Source organism: Lacrimispora sp., from assembly GCF_031982545.1.
GTDB lineage: Bacteria > Bacillota > Clostridia > Lachnospirales > Lachnospiraceae > Lacrimispora.
Window position 1 is genome coordinate 458,428 of sequence record NZ_DALYXB010000001.1, and the last position, 22,072, is coordinate 480,499.

20 protein-coding genes are annotated in these 22,072 nt (G+C 41.3%); 1 reads left to right on the forward strand and 19 read right to left on the reverse strand.

The annotated features are described in order from the left end of the window. From ABS301_RS02235 to ABS301_RS02300, 14 genes are all read right to left on the reverse strand, one after another. Positions 1 to 975, reverse strand: a complete 975-nt coding sequence (locus ABS301_RS02235) for a tocopherol cyclase family protein (RefSeq protein ID WP_349670637.1) — start codon at positions 973 to 975, stop codon at positions 1 to 3. Positions 976 to 1,207: 232 nt separating this feature from the next. Further along, the gene (locus ABS301_RS02240) at positions 1,208 to 1,642 is read right to left on the reverse strand and encodes an RbsD/FucU family protein (RefSeq protein WP_349670638.1); all 435 of its coding nucleotides are present in this window, start codon (positions 1,640 to 1,642) and stop codon (positions 1,208 to 1,210) included. A gap of 56 nt (positions 1,643 to 1,698) precedes the next feature. Then, the gene (locus tag ABS301_RS02245; RefSeq protein WP_349670639.1) at positions 1,699 to 2,844 is read right to left on the reverse strand and encodes a substrate-binding domain-containing protein; all 1,146 of its coding nucleotides are present in this window, start codon (positions 2,842 to 2,844) and stop codon (positions 1,699 to 1,701) included. A 51-nt stretch (positions 2,845 to 2,895) separates the two neighbouring features. After that, on the reverse strand, positions 2,896 to 3,882 hold the full coding sequence (locus tag ABS301_RS02250; protein WP_349670640.1) for an ABC transporter permease: 987 nt from the start codon (positions 3,880 to 3,882) through the stop codon (positions 2,896 to 2,898). Then, positions 3,863 to 5,386 carry a sugar ABC transporter ATP-binding protein gene (locus tag ABS301_RS02255; RefSeq protein WP_349670641.1) on the reverse strand — a complete coding sequence of 508 codons (1,524 nt, stop codon included), beginning with the start codon at positions 5,384 to 5,386 and terminating at the stop codon, positions 3,863 to 3,865. The genes ABS301_RS02250 and ABS301_RS02255 overlap by 20 nt, the downstream gene beginning before the upstream one ends. A gap of 122 nt (positions 5,387 to 5,508) precedes the next feature. Beyond that, on the reverse strand, positions 5,509 to 6,483 hold the full coding sequence (locus ABS301_RS02260) for a substrate-binding domain-containing protein (RefSeq protein ID WP_349670642.1): 975 nt from the start codon (positions 6,481 to 6,483) through the stop codon (positions 5,509 to 5,511). Then, the gene (locus tag ABS301_RS02265) at positions 6,470 to 8,236 is read right to left on the reverse strand and encodes a sensor histidine kinase (protein ID WP_349670643.1); all 1,767 of its coding nucleotides are present in this window, start codon (positions 8,234 to 8,236) and stop codon (positions 6,470 to 6,472) included. Before ABS301_RS02265 ends, ABS301_RS02260 begins: the two co-directional genes overlap by 14 nt. After that, positions 8,226 to 9,818: a response regulator transcription factor gene (locus ABS301_RS02270; RefSeq protein ID WP_349670644.1), complete on the reverse strand. Its 1,593-nt coding sequence runs from the start codon at positions 9,816 to 9,818 to the stop codon at positions 8,226 to 8,228. Before ABS301_RS02270 ends, ABS301_RS02265 begins: the two co-directional genes overlap by 11 nt. A gap of 138 nt (positions 9,819 to 9,956) precedes the next feature. Beyond that, entirely contained in the window at positions 9,957 to 10,964 is a 1,008-nt protein-coding gene (locus tag ABS301_RS02275) for an aldo/keto reductase (RefSeq protein ID WP_349670645.1), read from the reverse strand. Between the two features lie 21 nt (positions 10,965 to 10,985). Then, on the reverse strand, positions 10,986 to 11,867 hold the full coding sequence (locus ABS301_RS02280; protein ID WP_349670646.1) for an aldose 1-epimerase family protein: 882 nt from the start codon (positions 11,865 to 11,867) through the stop codon (positions 10,986 to 10,988). 2 nt (positions 11,868 to 11,869) lie between these two features. After that, positions 11,870 to 12,805, reverse strand: a complete 936-nt coding sequence (gene pfkB / locus ABS301_RS02285; protein ID WP_349670647.1) for a 1-phosphofructokinase — start codon at positions 12,803 to 12,805, stop codon at positions 11,870 to 11,872. A 9-nt stretch (positions 12,806 to 12,814) separates the two neighbouring features. Next, positions 12,815 to 13,861 (reverse strand): galactitol-1-phosphate 5-dehydrogenase, encoded by a 1,047-nt coding sequence (locus ABS301_RS02290; RefSeq protein ID WP_349670648.1) that lies wholly within the window; start codon positions 13,859 to 13,861, stop codon positions 12,815 to 12,817. Then, on the reverse strand, positions 13,858 to 15,384 hold the full coding sequence (locus ABS301_RS02295; RefSeq protein WP_349670649.1) for a xylulokinase: 1,527 nt from the start codon (positions 15,382 to 15,384) through the stop codon (positions 13,858 to 13,860). Before ABS301_RS02295 ends, ABS301_RS02290 begins: the two co-directional genes overlap by 4 nt. An 18-nt stretch (positions 15,385 to 15,402) precedes the next feature. Continuing rightward, positions 15,403 to 16,254, reverse strand: coding sequence for a class II fructose-bisphosphate aldolase (locus tag ABS301_RS02300; protein WP_097004459.1), 852 nt, complete (start codon positions 16,252 to 16,254; stop codon positions 15,403 to 15,405). A gap of 189 nt (positions 16,255 to 16,443) precedes the next feature. Here ABS301_RS02300 and ABS301_RS02305 point away from each other — a divergent pair, with 189 nt between their 5' ends. Further along, positions 16,444 to 17,310 (forward strand): AraC family transcriptional regulator, encoded by an 867-nt coding sequence (locus tag ABS301_RS02305; protein WP_349670650.1) that lies wholly within the window; start codon positions 16,444 to 16,446, stop codon positions 17,308 to 17,310. A gap of 223 nt (positions 17,311 to 17,533) precedes the next feature. On the opposite strand, the gene ABS301_RS02310 is transcribed toward ABS301_RS02305, so the two are convergent. The 5 genes from ABS301_RS02310 to ABS301_RS02330 all read right to left on the reverse strand — a co-directional run bounded on the left by ABS301_RS02310 (position 17,534) and on the right by ABS301_RS02330 (position 21,976). Then, a complete protein-coding gene (locus ABS301_RS02310) occupies positions 17,534 to 19,135 on the reverse strand; it encodes an ABC transporter ATP-binding protein (RefSeq protein ID WP_349670651.1) in 1,602 nt (533 codons plus the stop codon). A gap of 27 nt (positions 19,136 to 19,162) precedes the next feature. Further along, positions 19,163 to 20,479, reverse strand: coding sequence for a radical SAM/SPASM domain-containing protein (locus ABS301_RS02315; RefSeq protein ID WP_349670652.1), 1,317 nt, complete (start codon positions 20,477 to 20,479; stop codon positions 19,163 to 19,165). Between the two features lie 261 nt (positions 20,480 to 20,740). Continuing rightward, the gene (locus ABS301_RS02320; RefSeq protein ID WP_349670653.1) at positions 20,741 to 20,971 is read right to left on the reverse strand and encodes a Cys-every-fifth RiPP peptide CefA; all 231 of its coding nucleotides are present in this window, start codon (positions 20,969 to 20,971) and stop codon (positions 20,741 to 20,743) included. 65 nt (positions 20,972 to 21,036) lie between these two features. Next, a complete protein-coding gene (locus ABS301_RS02325) occupies positions 21,037 to 21,654 on the reverse strand; it encodes a DUF2812 domain-containing protein (protein WP_349670654.1) in 618 nt (205 codons plus the stop codon). Beyond that, on the reverse strand, positions 21,641 to 21,976 hold the full coding sequence (locus ABS301_RS02330) for a PadR family transcriptional regulator (protein ID WP_349670895.1): 336 nt from the start codon (positions 21,974 to 21,976) through the stop codon (positions 21,641 to 21,643). Before ABS301_RS02330 ends, ABS301_RS02325 begins: the two co-directional genes overlap by 14 nt. Between the last annotated feature and the right edge of the window lie 96 nt (positions 21,977 to 22,072).

Here is a 22,072-nt window from a genome sequence, read left to right on the forward strand (position 1 = left end):
TCATTGTACTCCATATTCTCCATATTCGCAGCCTGTATTTTTTATTTCAATCCGATCAGCCAGACGCATTTTGTTTCCGTACTTATGATACAAAAGTATAATACCGCTTCCTGTGCCTCCATTCCAGAGGCGGTTATGAAGCTTCTTACCGTTTGGTGCCTCATAATTAATAAATAACATCTCTTCAGCCGGGCATTTTAAAACCAGTTTCAAAAGGGATTCTTTGTTCTCAGCTTTTATCTTCCATACATTGACCCCTTTCCCTTCCTTAAATTGGTAAACAACCTTTGACTTAGTCCAGAAATAAGAAAAATTGTAGTTATACATTCTTCCTTCATAATAGAGCCCTCCCAGCAGCCTTCGCCCCAGTGAAACTCCAAAAACCTTCGGTCTGCCTCCCCCAAATTCTACTGCACTGTCATCAAGATGCTTACCTGTAATAAGGCTTTTCATATTACAGCTGCTGATCCAGAGCCAGGGAGAGGTAAAATCTGATCCCCAGTTTTTATCCGCATACCCATAGGATTTCTCCCCTATGATATCATACACTTCTCCATCTAATATTACTTCTCCTGAATATTCTGTCTTTATTCCTTCTGCATGCCAGAACATATCAAATGCATTGACAGACCGGAAAAACCGGGAAGCACCATACCCTGCATGGTAGGCGATCTTCTTATTAATGTTAATCTTCCAGCTCATTTTTCCTGCATCAGACATGTATTCCGGATGATTGACAGACTGTTCTTCAGTCACGGCACAGAAGCCCTCCATGTAGTGCTCAGTAAGTACGGATTCTCCTATTCTAATATTCAGCTGTCTGTCTGCATGCAAAAATTCAGAAACCGGGTAGAAATTATTCATCTGTTTTGCCCCTTCTCCCCATGTCCCCGCCTTAATCATTGCATAGGAGGGACGAACCCCCAATGACTGGTTCTCTGGAAGCTGTCCCAGAATAACCTGATTTCCCCCCATAAGTGGATTGCATATAAAATATTCAATAAAAAAAGATCTCTGCTCCGATCACTTTTGTTCATAAACGTTCACTCCTTTTATCATTTATTCTTAGTCTTACCAGACCTTTCACAATCATGTAATTAAGGTCATCATAACAGAATTTATACCGGAAATGAAATGATCTGAACAAAAGAAGTACGGGGATGATTTCACATGCCCCGTACTTCTTGTTATATTCTTTATTAAGATATTATTTTACTACCCCTTTTTTCAAAATGATATTTGCATACAGTTCTTTTTCTCCCGTCATAATGACAACGGAAGAATGATTCTTTGTCCGGTCGTAAAATTCCCACTTGTCAATTTCTTCAAAGCAGGCAGCCCCTCTCTCATCATGCTTTGCCACAATTTCCTTATATTTGTCCCAGATCGGAGTCTTAACGTCATCACCGGGAACTACTCCCATCAGCGTAACCGGATGATCCACATAGGTATCAAGGGGAAACAGCTGTAAAATTGCATCCAGTATTTCCGGCACTCCGTGGCCATCCAGACGGATCACCTTTTTGCCGTATGTATGGCCTGGAAAGTTTCCGTCTCCAATGGTAAGCTCATCGGTATGACCCATTTCACATAAAATCTTTAATAACTCGGGGCTGATAATTGATGGTATTCCTTTTAACATAATATTTTTCTCCTTTTTTCAAAGAGCGCTCTCCTATCCAGGAGAGCGCTGCATCATTAATCGTATAAGTTTTGTGAAATATCACTGCTGTCCATGTTGTCTTTGTTGTACCACTGGCTTCCTGTATCAACATCTGCAACGGATTCTCCCTTTGCAGCTGCAACTGCCAGTTTTACAGTCTGATAACCGATTTCTACCGGTGCCTGGGTAACAGCGCCTGCCAGTTTACCGGATTTGATTGCATCTTTAATCATGGTTCCTGAGTCAAATGCAACTCCGATAACATCTTTTCCTAATCTTCCTAAATTCTCGTCGCCGGTAATCAGACCTTCGCCGGTCTTTTGGTTGGAAGCAAAGATACAGATGGTATCTTCTTTGTTTAAAATAGTCTGTGCATCGGTCGTCATTAAGGAAGCTTCTACCTTGGAAGGAACGGCAACATCAAGTATGACATCTGCTGAGTTTCCTTTGTCTGTCTTAGAATCCGTTACAAACTTATCATTGCCGGTGATGCATACGGTTTTTCCGTCTGCCTTTATTAATTCTGTAATTTTGTCAATAAAACCAAGACCACGGCTGATAATAGACTCTGAGGTTGCATCCTGGTTCAGTACGCCGATGCGGACGCTTTTTGATGACTTTGCAATTAAGTCTTTTATGAGCGGATAGGTGTTTTCTGCCGCAACTTCACCTGCCTTGTAATTATCCGTAGCTGCATTGGCAACAACAGCACCCTTTGGTGCATCCGGAACACCGGAGTCAAATCCGATAATCGGTATTTTTGCATCCTGGGAAGATTTAATGCTGTCGTTAAGGGCTGAAACATCAAGAGCTGCCAGTCCGATTGCCGCCGGTTTCATCTGAACTGCATTGTTCATCATCTGAACCTGTTGTGCTATATCAGATTCTGAATCCGGTCCCTGAAATTCCAGATGAACGCCCAGTTCTCCGGCTGCCTTCTGCGCTCCCTTATAAACCGCCTGCCAGTACTGGGACTGAAAGCCCTTTGCCACCATGTAAACGGTCATGTCTTCCTTGCCTTTAGCTGCTTCAGCAGCTGCCTGGGTACCTGCCTCTTTTGTTTTGCTTTCTGCCGCTGCTGTGGTTTTCACATCAGTGGTAGAAGAACTGCTTGCGCAGCCGGCAGTCAGTGATGCCATCATAGCTGCTGTGATTAAAACGCCCCATACATTTTTCTTCATTTTTGCTTCCTCCTGATTTTTTTATGTAAATTCTTGCGAATTACACTGCGCTCAGCTCTTTCTCCTGTTACGGTACACATCGGCAAATACAGCAACGATGATGACCAGACCTGTGGCAACCTGCTGGTAGTGGGTCTGAAGTCCCACAAAGGGCAGCCCTGTCTTTAATACAGAAATTATAAATACACCGATCATGGTTCCGGCTATGGTTCCGATTCCGCCTGACATGGAAGTTCCGCCAATTACGACTCCGGCTATGGCATCCATTTCAAATCCGGCTCCGCCTCCCGGCAGCAGCGTGGAATAAATGGTGGAATAGGCAAGGCCTGCAATCCCGGCAAAGGTACCGCTGATGATATAGGCAATGATTAAATATTTATCCACATTGACTCCGGATAACCGGGTTGCTTCTTTGTTGCTTCCAAGTGATAAAATATAGCGTCCGGCTTTGGTTTTGTTCATAACCACTGCCATGACAATGGCAGCTGCAATGAGGAACAAAAATCCGGTTGGAATTAAAAGCCCGCTCTCTGTTTTAATTTTAAATATGGCGCGGTACCAGCCTTCCGGATCGGAACCTGATTTCCAGGTGACGGACTGGGCACCTGTAATGATGGAGCCGATTCCTTTCGAAAGCATCATGGTTCCAAGTGTTGCAATAAATGGTGGAAGTCCAAGTTTTGCCACCAGCAGACCATTTACAACACCAAAGGCAGTTCCGATTAATATACAGATAATGATCACCAGCCATATGGGAAATCCCATATTTACGCTTAAGTATCCTGCCACAAGACCAGACATGGTCAGCACGGTTCCGATGGATAAATCAATTCCGCCGGTTGCAATTACAAAGCAGATGCCGATTGCCATGAATCCAATATAATAGGAGGCATCAAAAATGTTCACCATGGTGTTATAGGTTGCAAATCTGGGATTCATGATTCCAAATACCAGGTAGATTACGATGAGCGCCAGCAATGCTACCAGCCTCTGGGTTCCGATCGCCTTTATAAGCGGGTTATTTTTCAGTTTTTCCATTGCTGACCTCCTGATTTCTCATGGTAGCAGAAGCCATGATCCGCTCCTGCGACACCTCCTCGATTGGGATTTCATCGGTAATACGTCCTTCACACATTACGATGACCCTGTCACTCATACGCAAAATTTCAGTCATTTCCGACGAGATCATAATGATGGATTTCCCCTGTTTTACCAGCTCATTCATCAGTTGATAGATCTCGCTTTTTGCTCCGACGTCAATTCCTCTTGTGGGTTCGTCAAAAATAAGAATATCGCAGTTTTTAATCAGCCATTTGGCAATTACCACCTTCTGCTGGTTTCCTCCCGACAGATTCACCACCATCTTGTCTACGTTCGGAGTCCTGGTATTTAACAGATGAACATAATGCTCTGCCTGCTGATGCTCTTTCTTCTTATCGATGAATGCGCCTTTCATGAATGACGAGAGGGAAGCCATGGTGGAGTTTTCCGAAACGGATTTAAACACCACAAGTCCAAAGCGTTTCCGGTCCTCTGACAGATATCCGATTCCCTGATTGACCGCATCCTCTGTTGTCTTTATCTCTGCTTTCCTGCCGTTGATGAAGATCTCTCCCCCATCTTTTCTATCCGCTCCGAAAATAGCTCTGGCTGTTTCTGTTCTGCCCGCTCCCATTAATCCGGAAAAACCCAGGATTTCACCTTTTTTCAGCTCAAAGCTCACATCTTTCACCATTTTACCGGCGCTTAGATGTTCCACTTTTAAAACCACCGGGGCATCCCCTTTTACACTGGCAGTCTGTTTCGGCTCTTCGTAAATTACCCGGCCTACCATCATATTGATGATGTCATCCTTGGTACAGTCTTTTGTTGTCAATGTGCCCACATAGGTTCCGTCACGCATGACAGTCACCCGGTCTGTAATCACTTTAATTTCATCCATCCGGTGGGATATGTAGATGATTCCCATCCCCTTAGACCGCAGATCCCGGATAATTTTAAACAGCTCCTCTATCTCTGTTTCCGTCAGTGCTGCGGACGGCTCATCAAATACAATCAGCCTGGCATCTCTGGAAATTGCTTTCGCTATTTCACACATCTGCTGCCGCCCCACGGTTAAATTCCCCATTGTCTTGGAGGGGTCGATCTCAATATTGAGACGCCCAAACAACTTCTTTGCCTCTTTATTCATCATGGAATCGCTGATAAATCCACTTTTCATTATTTCCCGGCCAATAAACAGATTCTGGGCCACTGTTAAGTGATTCATCATATTCAGTTCCTGATGGACAATCGCAATTCCGGCTTCCTGGGCCTTGGCTGGAGTGGTAAAATTCACTTCCTGACCCTCAAATTCAATGGTACCGGAATCTTTGGAATAGATGCCTGTAAGGATTTTCATCAGAGTGGATTTCCCCGCTCCGTTCTCCCCCATCAGTGCATGAACCTCTCCTGCCTCTACCTCCAGATCTACGTGATCCAAAGCATGTACCCCTGGAAAGGACTTGTCAATTCCCTTCATTCTCAGCATAACCCTGCCCACATTCTCACTCTCCGCTTCTTTTTGTCTGGAACACTTTGTTTTGTTCTCATGAGTCCATTATATCTGAATAAAAAATTTCTAATATAGAGGATCTTACAAAAAAAGAAGAAGATTTTACTTTCTTAAAATGGGAAGAGCAGCTTTTGATTCTCATCGGTATAAATGTTGTCTGCAGTGATCACCTCTATGTCGCAGTATATATTTTTATCAGGCTTTTTCCCCCTAACGGATTCTACCGCTGTCTGGATCCCGATATATCCCATATTAAAGGGCTTTTGTACAATCAGGGTATCTATAATCCCTTCTTCTAAATACTGAATTCCTTCAATGTCATTATCGAAGCCTACCACATGCACCTTCCGGCTTAAATTCATCTCCCGGATGGCTCTGGCAACCCCTACCGTGGAATACAGGTTAAGCCCTGCTATCAGTGTGATGTCCGGGTTTGTCCTCATCAGTTCTCTTGTTTCTTCGTATGCCTGATTATAATCAGAATTGCTGTACAGGACCATTTTAATCTTGCTCTCGTCCTCCGAAAGCCCCTCCCGAAGCCCTTCCTCCCGTTCCATTGCGGTGGAAGAACCTTTTACATAAGAAACAACAGCGATTTTTGTATCCGATCCCACATATTCCCGCATTTTTTGACCCATTTGTACACCTGCGTTTCGATTGTCTGTACCAATGCAGCTTTCCTCCAGGTTCTGATCCAGTTTGGAGTCGATCAAAATAAGTTTAATTCCTGCATCTGTCACCTGCTTCACGCAGTCCGTCATCTCCGAATACCGTATGGGAGAAAGGGCGATGGCATCCGGCTTCATCTTTACTGCCTCTTCAATATATTTTTTCTGGGTCTCATAATCATTTTCCTCATCGGGTGCCAGAATCACCAGATTGGCCTGATATTCCTTACCTGCACTTTTTGCGCCGGATATCATGGACATCCAGAAGTCGTTTGTCTTGTCCTGGACCTTGGGTATAAAGACGATTTTAACCGTTTTCTTTTCACCGAACTCATCCAGCAAAAAAACACCTGACAGGAACGAAACAGTCAGAGTTAAGAACAGAATTCCTAATAATGCAGTTTTATGTTTCTTCATTGACATCCTCCATCCGCCGGTAAGGGATGGTGATGGTCACAGTCGTTCCCTCCCCTTCGCTGCTGTCCACGCTTAAACCATATCCGGGTCCGTAATGCATGTTAAGGCGGTCCTGAATATTTTTCATTCCCACACCGTTATGCTTCTGATCTGTTTTCTTTTGAAAAATGCAGTTAAGAGCTTCCCTTGTCATGCCAACACCATCATCCATGACCTTTAATATCACGGTTTCATCCTGCCTGTATCCGAAGATGAGAATATTGCCCTGCTCTGCTTTGTACTTTAATCCATGGTACAGGGCGTTTTCCACCAATGGCTGTAAAACCAGCTTGACAATGGCGCACTCCATAACCTCTGTGTCAACCCGGATATCGAAAGCCACCTTATCTTTATACCTCATCTGCTGGATCAGCAAATAGTTTCTGGTATATTCAAGCTCCTGCCACACCGTCACATAGATGTTGGAATTGCCAATAGCCTGGCGGAAAAATCTGGCAAGAACAGAGGTCATATTGATAGCCTGTTCGGAATCCTCCGTTTCGATGAGCCAGATAATGGAATCTAATGTATTGTAGAGGAAATGGGGGTTGATCTGAGACTGCAGCGCTTTCAATTCGCTCTTTCTTTTTTCCGCCTGCTCCTTGCTGTTTTTCTTCAACAGCTCATCGATTCGCTCCGTCATGCTGTTAAAGGAATGGGTCAGGCTGGAAATCTCATCCTCTCCTGCCGTTTCAATACTCACCGGTTGGAATTTTCCTTCCTGCACCTCCTTCATGGCTGCCTGAAGCTGTTTGATGGGCCTTGTAATTTTAGCCGACAGAAAGACTGCAAACAGGCATGCCAGCAAAATCAGCAGAAATGCGGCTCCCGTGTACATGGTTTTCATGGCCACTTCGTTGCCTGCCAGCTCTGAGGTGTAATTCACGCCAACTATGGTCCAACCTGTTTTTTTCGAATGAAACGGGGTATAAATCTTATTCTCTCCGTTTTCATCAATGTGGGTAAGACTGGTTTTGCTGGCTGATACTTCTTTTAAAAGTTCTTTTTTTACCCCGCTTAAAATCAGCTGCTGCTGAGGGTGATAGACGATTTCTCCTTTCCTGTCAAGGATATACACATACCCCTTATTTCCCAGGCTGATGGATTCACATAAATCGTTAATAACGTCATAATTTAAATCAATGACCAACAGCCCTTCCACACGTCCTGTAGCCGGATTGGTAATGCCCCGGCTTAGGGTTACCACCCATTTATAATCGTTCTTTACCAGATTCTGTACGTGTGAAGAGGAAATAAGGATCTTACTTTCCGCCATTTTTGCATCCTGATACCATTCTTTGTCCTTAAGCCGTGCCCGTAAATTTAAGCTGTCACTTCCATTGTTGATAAAATATTTCCCATTGTCTCCAAGAACGGCAATGTTATAAATATCTGTCCTGGCATGGAGGATCGTCTGAAAGGCTTCTTTTAAGTCCTCTCCCGTTTCTGTCCCGTCATCGAACAAATATCCTGTTATATCCCGGTTGTTCATAATCACCTGAGAGATATTTTCCATGTAGTCAATGTAATTTTCAATGTTAAAATTGACCTGCTCAATCAGCTGCCTGCTGTTTTTTTCCGAATTGTCCATCAGATTGCTTTTGGTAAACCGTATGGAGAAGAACAGGAACACCGTTACGGTTAAAAGGACCAGAAGAGAGAAATAAATGATCATATTGGTCCGTATACTTTTAAACCTGACTTCAATTCTCATAACTGCCTTTCCGGTTCCTTCTTAAGCCCGCATATTCTTTCGGTGTCTTTTCCGTTGCCTTTTTAAAAATGGCGCTGAAATAATTGGCATCGTTGTATCCGCATTTTTCTGCAACCTCATAGGTTTTTAAGGATGTATTTTCCAAAAGTTCCTTCGCTTTTTCCATCCGCTTTTTTGTCAATGCTTCCACAAAGGTCATCCCAGTATAGTTTTTAAAGGCAGAACTGAAATAGCTGACGCTGATGGCCAGCTTTTCACATATCTCCTGGAGAGACAGGCTGCAGTCCGAATAATGGCTGTTGATGTATTCCAGTGCTGCTACTGCCTGATGATCCCCGTAATTGCCCCGGTTGCTGTTTACAATCTCCAGTGCCGTATGAAAAAAGTCCAGCACTTTTTTTTCCATCTGGGAAATGTAAGTACAGCCAAACAGTCCGGATATAATCTCCTGCTCTTTTAAGAAAAATTCGTCCTCTACAAGATTGAGCCGTTCCAGAAAATTCATGACTGCAAGAATCAGACTCTGGTAGATCACCACAACTTTATTTCTGGTAACCCAGTTGACCTGGCATTCCATTCTGATCTGTGCAATCTCCGTCTTAACTTCTTCTGCCAGATTACTTCTGACTGCAAGTACAATCCTTTTTTCCCGTTCTCCTTCACTCAGTAAACCCCGGGCGCTGAGTCTGTACTTTTGAAACCTGTCCCATTCATAGATTCCTGGCTCCCGCTCCAGATAAAGATACTCTTTCATCTCCATGGCCTTTTCATAAGAAAAGCTGAGTCCGCTTAAATTAAATACACAGGTTCCCACCAGACAGTAAACCGTTTTTCCCATTTTCTTAAGAATTATGTCTGCAGACTCATTGCAGATCACTGGTATTTCCTTTTTCATCTGGGAGCTGTTTATCTTTTTCACGTAAAGAAGAAGCTGACCGTCATCATCTTCTGTCACAAGCACATCTTCACTCCATTCCTTCCGGAGTAAATCTGCCATCTGGGAAATTTCCTTTTTTTCTGCCTGATTCCTTGGACAAAGGATGGCTGCGCAATAACATTCTCCGGTAAAATCAATGTGAAATTCTTTTAGTTTTTCCCCAATCTGATCCTCATGAATCCGTCCCTGCCCAAGCTGAAGCAGAAACTGGTTTTTTAAAAGGGGGTAACTCCCTTCATAATAGGTCCTGACCTGGAGATTCTCCGCTTCTCCATCCAGGATCCTTTTTGCCTCCTTCAGCTTTTCAATCAGTTCCCCTGCAGTAACCGGCTTCAGCACATAGGAAAGTACATGGTATTCCACCGCTCTTTTGGCATATTCAAATTCATCGTAACCGGTTATAATTACCGCTTTTGTACATTTCCTGTTTTCATATAAATACTTCGCCAGTTCAAGACCATCTACATAAGGCATGCAGATATCCGTAAGCACAAGATCCACCGGCTCTTTCTCCATAAAGCCGATAGCTTCTTTTCCGTTTTCGCAGGTTCCTGCCAGTTCAAACCCCAGTGATCCCCATGGTATTCTCTGTGAAATCCGTTCTCTTATCAAAATTTCATCATCAACCAACAATACCTTATACATAGAACTATCCCCTCATATCTCCAATAAGCACTACAGTCAGTATGCGCAGTTTCCAGAAAAGAAAATAGCAATAAGGCCGGAATTTCTGAAGTTATTTGCCTGTGCTTCAAAAATTCCGGCTGTTTCATAAGTACCCGGTTATTTTACAATAAACCCATCCTCATCCCAGAGATCGTGCCAGTCATTCGCACTCTCCCAAAGAAATACCTGCCCTTTCACCAGACGGTTATTCCTTTCCAGGGTTGCGATCCGGCTCATCTCCTCTTCTGTAAGCGGATCTTCTGTCATTGCCCTTAAATTGCTTACGTATTCCATTTCATGAATGGAGAAAGGAATGGGGATCTGTCCTCTCTGACGGGCCCATTTAAGAGCGACAACTGCAGGGTGTACGCCGTGAGCCGCTGCAATTTCCTTCATTTCCGGTGTCTGTAAATCTGCCACATCCTCCGGACACATATCTCTTTCCGGTCTCTGTGGTGAGCCTAATGGCATGAAGCCGATTGGCTGAATATTGTGGGCAACCAGATAATCAAACAATTTCTGCTGCTGGAAGCAGGGGTGAAGCTCCATCTCACAGGCAGCCGGCTTTATGTTCATATGAGGCAGGACTGCCTCCAGCTTTGGAATGGTCATATTGGAAATGCCGATGTTGCGGATCAGTCCTTTTTCCACCAGTTTTTCACACTGATGATAGGTTTTTAAAAATTCTTCCGGAGAAAATGGTCTGGAATCCGGATTGCGGGAATCTACATCGCAGTGAGGTGCGTGGTAATTTGGAAATGGCCAGTGAATGAAGAACATATCCATATATTCACACTGTAAGTCAGCAATGCTCTTTCTGCAGGATTCCTCTACTTTGTCATGCATGTCATTCCATACCTTTGTCATAATGAAAAGGTCTTTCCGCTCCACGACTCCCTCTTCAAATGCATGATGGAATACCTCTCCGATCTGATCCTCATTTCCATAGCAGGCCGCACAGTCGAACATACGGTATCCACAGCGGATTGCACCTCCTACAGCTGCCGATACTTCATCAGGAGTAAAGCGGTCGGAACCAAAGGTTCCCATACCCACACAGGGAATCTCCTCTCCTGTGTATAATTTCACTTTTGGTACCAATGCCGGATTTACAGATTCTTTCATTGTCATATTCTCCTTCTCTTTTTATAGAATTGTCACTTGATAGCTCAGCCGTTTTTCTTCCCCTGGCTTTACAATTGCTGCATTTCGTTTCTCTTCAAATATATTGCTCTCATCGCTGCAGGTGGATAACCCTGTCCAGGGCTCCAAAGCAAGAAATGGTCCGTCATTGGCCGCTGACCAGATGACCAGATAGGGAAACGATCCCACCTCCAGCTCCACTCCATGTCCGGTCTCTTTATGGCAAAGTGTTACTTTTTTTGATTTCAGTCGGTCGAAGATGATTCCGTCTTCGTAAAACAGGGAGTGGGCAAGGGGTAAAACAGTACCTGCCAGTGAATTTTCTTTCCGGTGTCCCATATCCACCAGTCCTGTTTTCAAATCCGGTATGGGAGCGGTTTTTTCTTCTTCTGCATCAAAGACAACCTGATAATCCTCAAAATTCTCTGTTGGTAAAAGAGGGCATCGAAACGCCGGATGACCTCCTATGAAGAAAGGCATATCCTCTGTGCCTGTGTTTTTAACTCCATAGGTTACAAGAATGCTGTTCTCTTTCAGACTGTATTCCATGGTGAGGGTAAATGGATAAGGATATTTTCCCATCATCTCTTCATTTTCTGAAATGGAAAAACAGATGCTGTCCTCTTTTTCTGACTCCAGCTTAAATTCTTCCTTTCGGACAATCCCATGCCTTGGCATCTGAATCTGCTTTCCGTCTTTTGTGGCTGCCTTGTTGTCCCTTAAACTGCCGCAGATGGGGAACAGAACAGGTGCCTGCCCGCTCCAATACTCAGGATCTCCCTGCCATAGATATTCCGTACCATCTTCGTTCTTTATGGAAGTGAGAGCTCCACCAAGTGAAGTGAACCCCACTTCCAGCCGGTTATTCTTTAATAAATATTTCATGTTCAACCCCCAATTCTTGTGATTTCTATCTGTGGCTGCAGTCTTTGCATGTCTTCCATCAGGAAAAAGCCTGTTTCCTCTCTTAATGCAGAAGCTGCTGAGACAGCACTTGCATTTCTTAATATCTCTTCCATGGGAAGCTGTCTGGAAAGACCAAGAGCAAAACCTGCTATCATGGAGTCACCGCATCCCACCGTGTTCACTGCATCTATTTTAGGTACTCTGGCTCTGTAAATACCGGAGCTGCATACCACGAAAGAACCCTCTGAACCAAGGGAAACTGCTACAATCTCCACACCCCGTTTATGAATGTCCTCTGCCGCTTCGATCATCTCTTCCAGGCTGTCACAGCTTTTTCCTGTCAGCATACGGATCTCATCCAGATTGGGCTTAATCATGGAGGGAGCGGCTTCGATGCCCATTTTAAGCAGATTCCCGCTGGTATCCAAAATCACCTTTTTCCCCGCTTCCTTTCCGATCTTTACCATTCTCTGATAAGCAGTTCCGTCAAGTCCCCTTGGCACGCTTCCTGATATGGCAATCACTTCTGCTTCATATGCAAGCTTTTTAAAATGTTCCAGGAACGATAGGAAGTCTTCTTCCCCCACTTCGAAGCCAGGTTCCAGAAATTCTGTCTGGATCTTATTTTTTTCATCCCAGATATTAATACAGGAACGGCTCTCTCCCTTTAAATGGTAAAATGCGCTGGTGATCCCAAAGGTGCTTAAGGCTTCTTCAATGTAGTTACCTGCGTGGCCTCCCACAAAACCGGTTGCCACTACGCTGCCTCCTGCAATCACTGCAGGCTTCGAGACATTTAAACCTTTTCCACCCGGCGTATAGGAACATGATTTCACACGGTTTACTTCTCCCTGTGAAAATCCATCAACTACATACCGTTTGTCAATGGCGGCATTTAATGTTACGGTCAGTATCATAGGTACCTCCTATTCGTTTACCAAAAGGATCTTTCCTTTTACCAGACCCGGTGTCTTAAACAGCTGGAACGCCTCCTGCGCCTGGCTCATGGGTATTTTTTTATAGACGAATCCAGGATCAAATTTCAGCTGTCCTGTTGCAAAGTAATGGGCGGTCAGTTTCCACTCTTTACCCGGAAACGGGGAACTGTAAGACATCCAGGATCCGGTTAACTTAAATTCTTTCCGGTTCATATTTTCCCACATGGAAGGAGTAAAGGATAAATCAACATGGGGTGTTCCGATGAAGCAGACGCTGGCTTTATTGGCTGCCAGTTCAAATGCCATCTGCATGGTCGGCACCTGTCCCGCTGTCTCAAATACATAGGAAAAGCCATTTTCTTCTGTCAGAGCCATTGCTTTTTCCTTAAAGCCTTCCTCGGTAGTATTAATTGCTTCATCTGCTCCCAGTCGTTTTGCCAGCTCCAGACGCTCTTCACTGATATCAAATACAACCACTTTTTTTGCTCCGAAGATCTTTGCCCACTGCATGGTAAACATGCCGATGGTTCCGCCTCCTAAAACGGCCGTATACTCACCGCCCCGGTAGTCATTCTGGAACAGACCGTGAAGGGCAACGGTAGAAGGCTCAAACATTGCTCCCTGCTCATAGGAAATGCTTTTATCAAATACAACCGCATTCTGCTCTGGAATCACCACATAGTCTGCGTTGCTTCCCTGCTGTCTGGAACCGATAAAGCTATAGTGTCTGCAAAGAGAAAAGTTTCCATTCTGACAGTCATCGCATTTCATACATGGGATCAAAGGTGCTCCGGAAACCCGGTCTCCCGGTTTTACTGAAGTAACTCCTTCTCCCACTTCTACTACATCTCCGGAAAATTCATGTCCCAGTACAATGGGATAAAAATGTACTCCGTTATGCAGTACTCTTGGAATATCAGATCCGCAGATACCAGATGCCTTTACTCTGATTTTCACCAGTCCGGGACCTGCTTTCGGCTCCTCATAATCCATATACCTTACGTCCTCATTTGCACAAACAACTGCTGCTTTCATGACTCATTTTCTCCTTCCTGAACCATCATATCTTTTAAATGCTCATATAAGCTTAAATATTTCCGGTAATTCCGGTCATAGATGTTACGGTCTGCCTGGTTGGGAACATGATACCGCTTATTTTCCACAGTCAGTTTTACTGCCTCTTCAAAATCTTCATAGATTCCAACTCCCACTCCCGCCAGGATCGCTGCCCCTAAGGTAGTGGCTGTATCGGAAGACGGAACAATCACAGGCTTGCCTGTCACATCGGATTTAATCTGGGTCCATAAAAGAGAATTTGCAGATCCTCCCATGGCCCTTAATACATCGACGGTTGCGCCTGCCTCTGCCGCCACTTCCAGATTATGCCTTAAAGACATGGCAACCCCCTCCATGACCGCACGTATGAAATGACCTTTGGTCTTTCCAAAATCCATTCCGTAATATACGCCTTTTGCATAGGGATTCCACAAGGGAGAACGCTCCCCTGCCATATAAGGAAGGAAGATCAGTCCATCACTCCCTGGAGCAACATTCCCGGCTGCTTCATTGAACAGATCCAGAGAGCTTTTCCCTATTCTTCTTCCCTCTTCTCTTTCAAATGTGCCAAACTCCTTCTCCAGCCACCGCATGGCTCCGCCGCCTCCAGTAGTTCCGCCCTGTAAAAGCCATTTGCCAGGTACTACATGACAGCTTAAAATCAGTCTGGGATCGGCTTTGTAGCTGTCGATGCAGATACTCATTCCGCCAGCCTGGCCTCCCTGTTCCTGGGTTTCCCCGGCATGAATCACCCCGGCGCCAAGTGTCCCGCATGCTGCGTCAAGACCACCGGCTACTACAGGGGTTCCCTCTGCCAGTCCGGACTGGGCAGCTGCCGCTTTTGTCACTGTGCCAATCACTTCATGGCAGGAGTGGATATCCGGAAGAATGTGAGCCGGAATTCCAAGCGCTTCGCACATTGCCAGATCCCAGGTTCCGGTATGCATGTCAAAGCAGTGAAAACCATATCCCTGGGAAAGATCCTGGGTCATCTGACCGGTAAGTCTGTAAGCAATGTAGCTGTTGGATTGCAGTACCTTATCAATATTCTCATACACATGGGGCATATTTCGCTGGTACCAGATGATCTTAGCCGTGCTGTAGGAAGGCTGCAGGGAATTACCGGCCACTTCAAATATCCGATGTTCCCCCACCTTCTCACTGAGCTCCCTGCAAATGTCATCGGCCCTGGTATCCATCCAGATAGGCGTGTTGGTTAACACGCTGCCCTTTTTGTCTACCGCTATGGCTGACCAGCTCTGTCCGTCGATTCCGATTCCTGCGATTTCTTCCGGCCTTATCTGGGATTTGGAAAATATGTATTTCATGGTGCTGCAGATCACCCGCCACCATTCATCCGGATCCTGCTCTGCCCAGCCTGTCTGAGGATAATAAACCTCATATTCCCCGGTTGCAGTCTCTAATACGGTTCCATTTCTATCAAAAACGGCGATCTTACAGGCGCTGGTTCCTACATCAATCCCTAATAAATATGGTTTCATGTTTTCCTCCTGAACCAATCAGTCCGCTTTATGGTCACATCCGCAGACCAGAATTCGGTTCTTAACAAACTGCTTCACCGCTTCCATTCCCACTGTGCCCAATTTCTTTGGATCAAAGGTGTCCGGATGCTCTTTTAAAAGCTTCTTTCCTGCATCAGTATAAGCCACTCTTAACTCTGTTGCAAAATTGACCTTACACATTCCTCTGCTCACACATTCTCTCACATCTTCGTCGCTTAAGCCAGAGGCACCGTGAAGAACAAGGGGAACAGATACTAACTTTTTGACTTCACTGATCCGCTCTTTGTCTAAAACAGGAGTGGTTGCATAAAAGCCGTGGGCAGTTCCGATTCCGATTGCCAGGGAATGAACTCCTGTCCGTTCTACGAATTCCTTTGCCTGCATGGGATCTGTGTTGTTGTCCGCTTCTGCTTCCAGATCATCTTCTTTGCCGCCAACCTTACCGAGCTCGCCTTCTACTGTGATATTGCAGGCCCTTGCCGCATCTGCAGCCCGCTTGGTCAATGCGATGTTGCTCTCAAAGTCCAAGTGGGAGCCATCAATCATAACAGATGTATATCCGGCACGGATTGCCTGAAGAACAAGCTCGTAGCTGCTGCCGTGATCTAAGTGGAGACATACCGGTACGGTTGCCTTCTCAGCCTCGGCTGCTGCCATGGCGTAATATGTTTCCAGTGTTCCGTATTTCACCGTTGACGGTGTGGTCTGAAGCATAACCGGAGCCCGAAGCTCCTCAGCTGCAGCTACCACAGCCTTCAGCATTTCCATATTCTCAACATTAAAAGCTCCTACTGCGTATCCGCCTTTTTGAGCATCCAAAAGCATTTGTTCCGATGTAACCAGTGACATAATAGTTTCCTCCTAACAATTTTACGATCATTTGGTTCTTTACACTTACCATTATACCGTTTCTGTTTCGGAAAATTAGAGGGGAACCAGACAGAAGCCAGGGCTGTATGTCGTGTTATCGAACATTCCTTGACTTGCATCAATCATGCTGATAAAGTAAAATATAGGATAGAGATCGGAGGGGATACCATGAGGACGGGATATAAAGATTTAAATATAAAAATAGGGATCGATGATACCACGTTTTTAGTCTTAAACATCGTTTTTGAGCGTTTTCTCCGTTCCATGCCAAGACACAGCCACGGGAATAACAGTTATGAAATCCACTATATTCCCTACGGTCATGGCAAAGTAAATATTGATGACCAGATTTATAATATTACGCCCAATACCCTGTACATGACAGGCCCTCATGTGGAGCATGAACAAATACCTTTAAAGAATGATCCCATGGCGGAATATTGTATTTATTTTAAGCTGCAAAAAAATAATACCCACATCCAGCCTGAGGTGGATACGGTAGGTTATAAGTTCGAGAAAACCCATTTCTGGTTTGGACAGGATACCCAGGAGCTGTATCCGCTGATGCAGCAGATCTTTTTTGAACTGGAACACCGTTATACGGGGTATATGATTTTAGTGGAGGCCCTTCTCCAGCAATGCGTAGTTAAGATTGTACGGAATTATGAATATAAGGCCCAGTCCAAGGTTCATTTTTCTCCCTCCAATCTGGTGGATAGTAAATATATTATTGTGGAAGAGTGCTTTCTTTATGAATATGAAACCATAACACTGGAAAATCTGGCGGAAAGGCTTGGTTTAAGTGTACGACAGACGGAACGGTTTTTAAAGGATTATTACGGCAGAACCTTTCTTCAGAAAAAAACAGAAGCCAAGATGTCCATGGCAAAGATTTATTTAAATGATGAAACGATTAATATATCGGAGATTTCTGACAGGCTGAACTACTCTTCCATTCAGCACTTTTCCTATGCATTTAAGCAATATTACGGGATCTCGCCAAGTAATTATAGGAAGAAGAATATGATACCGTAAGCTACCTTATCTATGACGCCCAATACTCAATCAGGTAATGGGATGGATTAATAGCAAACTAAAAGGACTGAGCCCTGTAAAATATAGGCTTCAATCCTCATTAGCTGTTTGATTTAATTTTTATCTATCTTTCTGGGGTCAGATCATATGATCTCGGTGGTTTTTGCTTTATTTACAACTCACAAAACATAAGAACTAATTTTAAAAACATATCCCTAATACACTATAAATTTATTCTTTTTGTGATATTAATATCGATAAAGTTTTGATGGGTAATTAATATAAATGTTTTTTCTTGATGATTTAAAATATATTTTTCTACGGATTTCTTTGATTCTATATCTAAAAAAGTATCTACTTCATCAAAAATTATTATTGGTGCATCTGATACTAATGCTCTTAAAATATTGATTTTTTGAGCTTGTCCTCCAGATATATTTCCACCTTTTCCCATAATAATACTACCAAGATTTAATTTCTCTGTATTGATAATATCATCAAAATTCAACTCTTGAGCTAAGATTTTTATTTTTTGATCCGGAAAATTTTTTCCCAATAAAATATTATTTTTTATACTATCATCAAAAAAATGGTAATCTTGTGTTACAACACTTATTAATCCTTCAAGATCAATCTCAACCAATGATAAATCATTAATACAAACTTCTCCTTTAACTGGTCTTATTAACCCGCATAATAAATTAACAATTGTAGTCTTTCCAACTCCATTCCGTCCAACAATCTGAACTATATCTCCTTTATTAATTACAAAATTTAAATCTTGCAACATCGTATTCATCTCATAGCCAAAATCAACATGACTAAAACATATAGAATTAAAATCTGTGACCTTCTTTTTATTCTTTTTTTCTTCGTGATAGGAGTCTATAATATTTTCATATCTGCAAACAACAATTTCATTCTGTTGGAAACCAATTGCAGATTGAGCAAAAAAAATCACTGGTGATATTAGATATCCAACATAGGAATTAAGAGCAACCAAAGTACCAATTGTTATTTTTCCTTCAATACATCGAATTCCTCCCCACAATAGAATAAAGACATTAGGTATAAAAGTTATTATAGTAAGTAATACAGTCATAATAAAATTCATCTTTGCTAACCTGTATTTATTCTTTTTTATGTCCTGCATATTGCCAAATGCATGTTTGTCAATATATGAATAATCATAGTTATGTTTAATTATTGTAATATTATTCAATATCTGTTCTAATATTGACATAAACTTTGCATTTTTTTCTGTACTTTCTTTTGAAATTTTTTTTATTTTGGGAGAAAAACACTTAGTGACTATATAAATTAGTGGTAAAAAAATTATGGTAACAATTGTACTATAAAGATCTAAATTCAACATCATAAATATGCCTGTAAATAACGCTATAATGTTTGTCATAAAATTAGGGATTGTTTTCGTATAATAATCTGCTATTTGAGGTATCTCATTAACTATCCTATTTATAATGTCACCAGATTCTACTTTTCTAATATCTACTAGTGAATTTCTTGTGGCTGCAATATAAATTTTTTTACGTAATGATAATGTCATATTTTCTCCAATAATTAAGAGCATAATACTTTGACAAATTCTACATAATTCTGAAATTATAAATATCATACAAAATAGCAAAATATATTTTTGCAAATTTTCTATGTTTCTACGCCCTATTGCATTATCAAGAATAAAATTTGTTATTTTAGGTTTTAACAAAGTAGTTAAACAAAATATTATAATGAATATGTAAGCACAAATGAATTCTCCTAAGAAAGGCAAAACAAATTGTTTAACTCGTTTTATAAAATTCATTTTATTTTCCCTTTCAAGTATTATGCTTTATATAACTCCTTTTTCTCTTAAATTATATATTAATTCTTTTTCTAATACTCCTTTCACGCGAAAGCACCCTTTATTATGGTAAGTTTGTGCTTCATTATATGCTTGTGCTGCACAGCCACCACCGCAGGAAGGTAGATAGACACATTCTTTACACTCTCTAACCATATTAGGATTGATACTCATCCAGTCTATTATACGGTATGTGTTTTCACTGAAACTACCATCTTTATTTATATGTCCTATTTTATGTTTTTCTTCTCCAACCTGTTCCCAACATTTATAAACATCTAAAGTTGGCGCTATAGTATAAGAGTTTTCTTTATTTAGCCCACAATATAGAAATTTTCTCATGGGTCTGGGCTTAACTTTAAATCCCTCATTTCGAGCTGAATTCCACAATTTATCTAATACCTGTCCTAATTCTGATTCTATAAAGCACGAGCTTGCATATCCTGCACATGCTTCGGTTCCACTTCTAACAATTCCAAAATCAATGCCACAAGTATTCAACCCTTCGTCCTTTAAATATCGTAGAAGGATTTCTGTAGATTCAATATTGTTTTTATCAACATTAATACGAATGAGAGGTTTAACAAAGTCCGATCTTTTATTAAGCATTTTCAAAGTCGAAATAACTTTATCAAAACTACTACTTCCATCCTTACTCACCCTACGTCTATCATGTATCTCTTTAATTCCATCTAATGTAATTTGCACATATTGACATCTATATCTTTTAAGAAACTCTATTTTATCTTCATCAAACAATACTCCATTTGTTATAATACTAGTATATAATTGAATATTATTTTCAATGCAGTATTGATCTATTTGGGATAGAATACTATCTGCTGCTTTCATATTCATTAATGGTTCTCCGCCAAATAGCATAATACTCACATTTTTGGGTCTTATATTATCAATATAATTTTTAATATAAGAAATAATTGATTCACACTCACTATCATTAAGTGATTTGTTTCTTACCTCACCTGCCCCCTCATAGCAATACACACAGCGTAAATTACATGCCCAAGTTAATAATATTGTAAAGGAAAGAGTATCAGTATTGAATTTTGCTTTGTTATGAAAATATTCTATGTAATAATTTTCATCAATTTCATCATCAATTATAATAGATTTATCTTTAAAAGTTTCAATCATCTCATCTCCAAGAATATAGATATCATCCTTTTCAATACTCTCCAATATATTTTCATCAGCTACAAAGCATTCTCCATACAGGGTATTAAAAAGTATATTTTGTTTTTTTTGCTCATCAAAAATAATAAGATTAAATTTCGAAAATTTCATAACATCAAATCCCCCTTATAAATATAATTTGATTTTTATTTAATAAAATGATTATTATGTTCACTAATTAATAAAAAGGGTGTCTCAAAAGTCTTCCTAATTTATTTACTCTTGAAACACCCTTTGATATTCTAATTTACACCACAAGCATCACCAAAACAGCCTTCCACTATGCAGAAGCACATCGGTGAGATATTGTCTTCCTGGCCTTTTATCTCTTTTCCGTACACATTTCCTAAATATTTTTCCATTTTAATCCCCCTATTTATTTGAAAATACATCAATTACACAACCATCTACAGGACAGACATCAACTGCACATGCCTCAATTCCACAAGCATTTCCTCCGCAAGCATTTCCTCCACATAATTTTCCTGCGCATCCATCTCCTACACACGCGTTTCCACCGCAGGCATTTCCTGCGCAGACATCTGCGCCACAAGCCATTGGCTGATTTCCTTGTCCGTAAGCATTTCCCAAATAACTACTCATAAATACTTCTCCTTTCACTCTTATTTTATCTTTATTAAGCAAAAAAAGCTTAATATGATACAATCTCATTCTTCAAGATATCTGTTCTTATATATCTTAATTATTCTACATTCACATAATAGTATCGGGATAATGAACACAAGTATTAAAACAAATAGAAATACAGTAGTTATGCTATTTAAAGATTCAAACATAAAACGTAAAAAAAATCTATCTATAAGAACTACTATACTTAATAGTGCAACTGGTAAATAGGAATTTCTTAAAGATCTGTAATAATCTAATGTATCTTCTTTTGACGTATGCAGCCTAAAAGGCTTCTCATCTTTTCTTTTTTCTACAATTAGAATTTCTTTGTTATACTTTCCGGGGTTGGTGTCTATATGACCTAATTTACTTCCGCCTATTCTCCATTTCATTTTACCCGCTGATATATTAAAATTAATACCTGTTTGAAATGTTTTATATCCAATCTCGTTTAAAAAATTAATATATTCTTTAGCATCAAGAGTACTTCTTTTTATAATGCAATCTACACAATAATCAAATTCTTCCGGTTTACATTTAATAAAACTATACCTATGCCCCTGAACTTTATTTAAACGCCATCCTTTCTTTACCATCAAGTTAAGCCATCTTTCCTGTAAAATCAAAAAGCCTCCGAAAAACCTAATTTTTTTCAAAATCTCCATCTCCTATTATATTATAAGCTAATGTTATTATCTCTCTCAAACGCTCTAACTCTTTATTTACAATTGTTTTACCCTTCTCTGTTATGATAAATATTTTCTTACCTTCTTCAGTAGTCTGTACCTTTTCAATCCACTGTTTTTTTTCCAAAGTGTTAATTGCTCCATATAATGTTCCAGCTCCTAAATCTACTCTACCATTTGTTTTCTCTTTCACGAATTGCATAATTCCATATCCATGGTTTGTAGTATACAGCGCAAGTAATATCAGTAGAGTTGTTTCTGTTTGTGCGCCTCCTGCTATGTTGTCTCTTATTTAACTCACCTCATTTAGTACGTTTACTGTAGTATATCATTTACTGTAATATCAGTCAAGTCCTTTCTGTTTTTTACCCTCCTCTTCTAATCACAT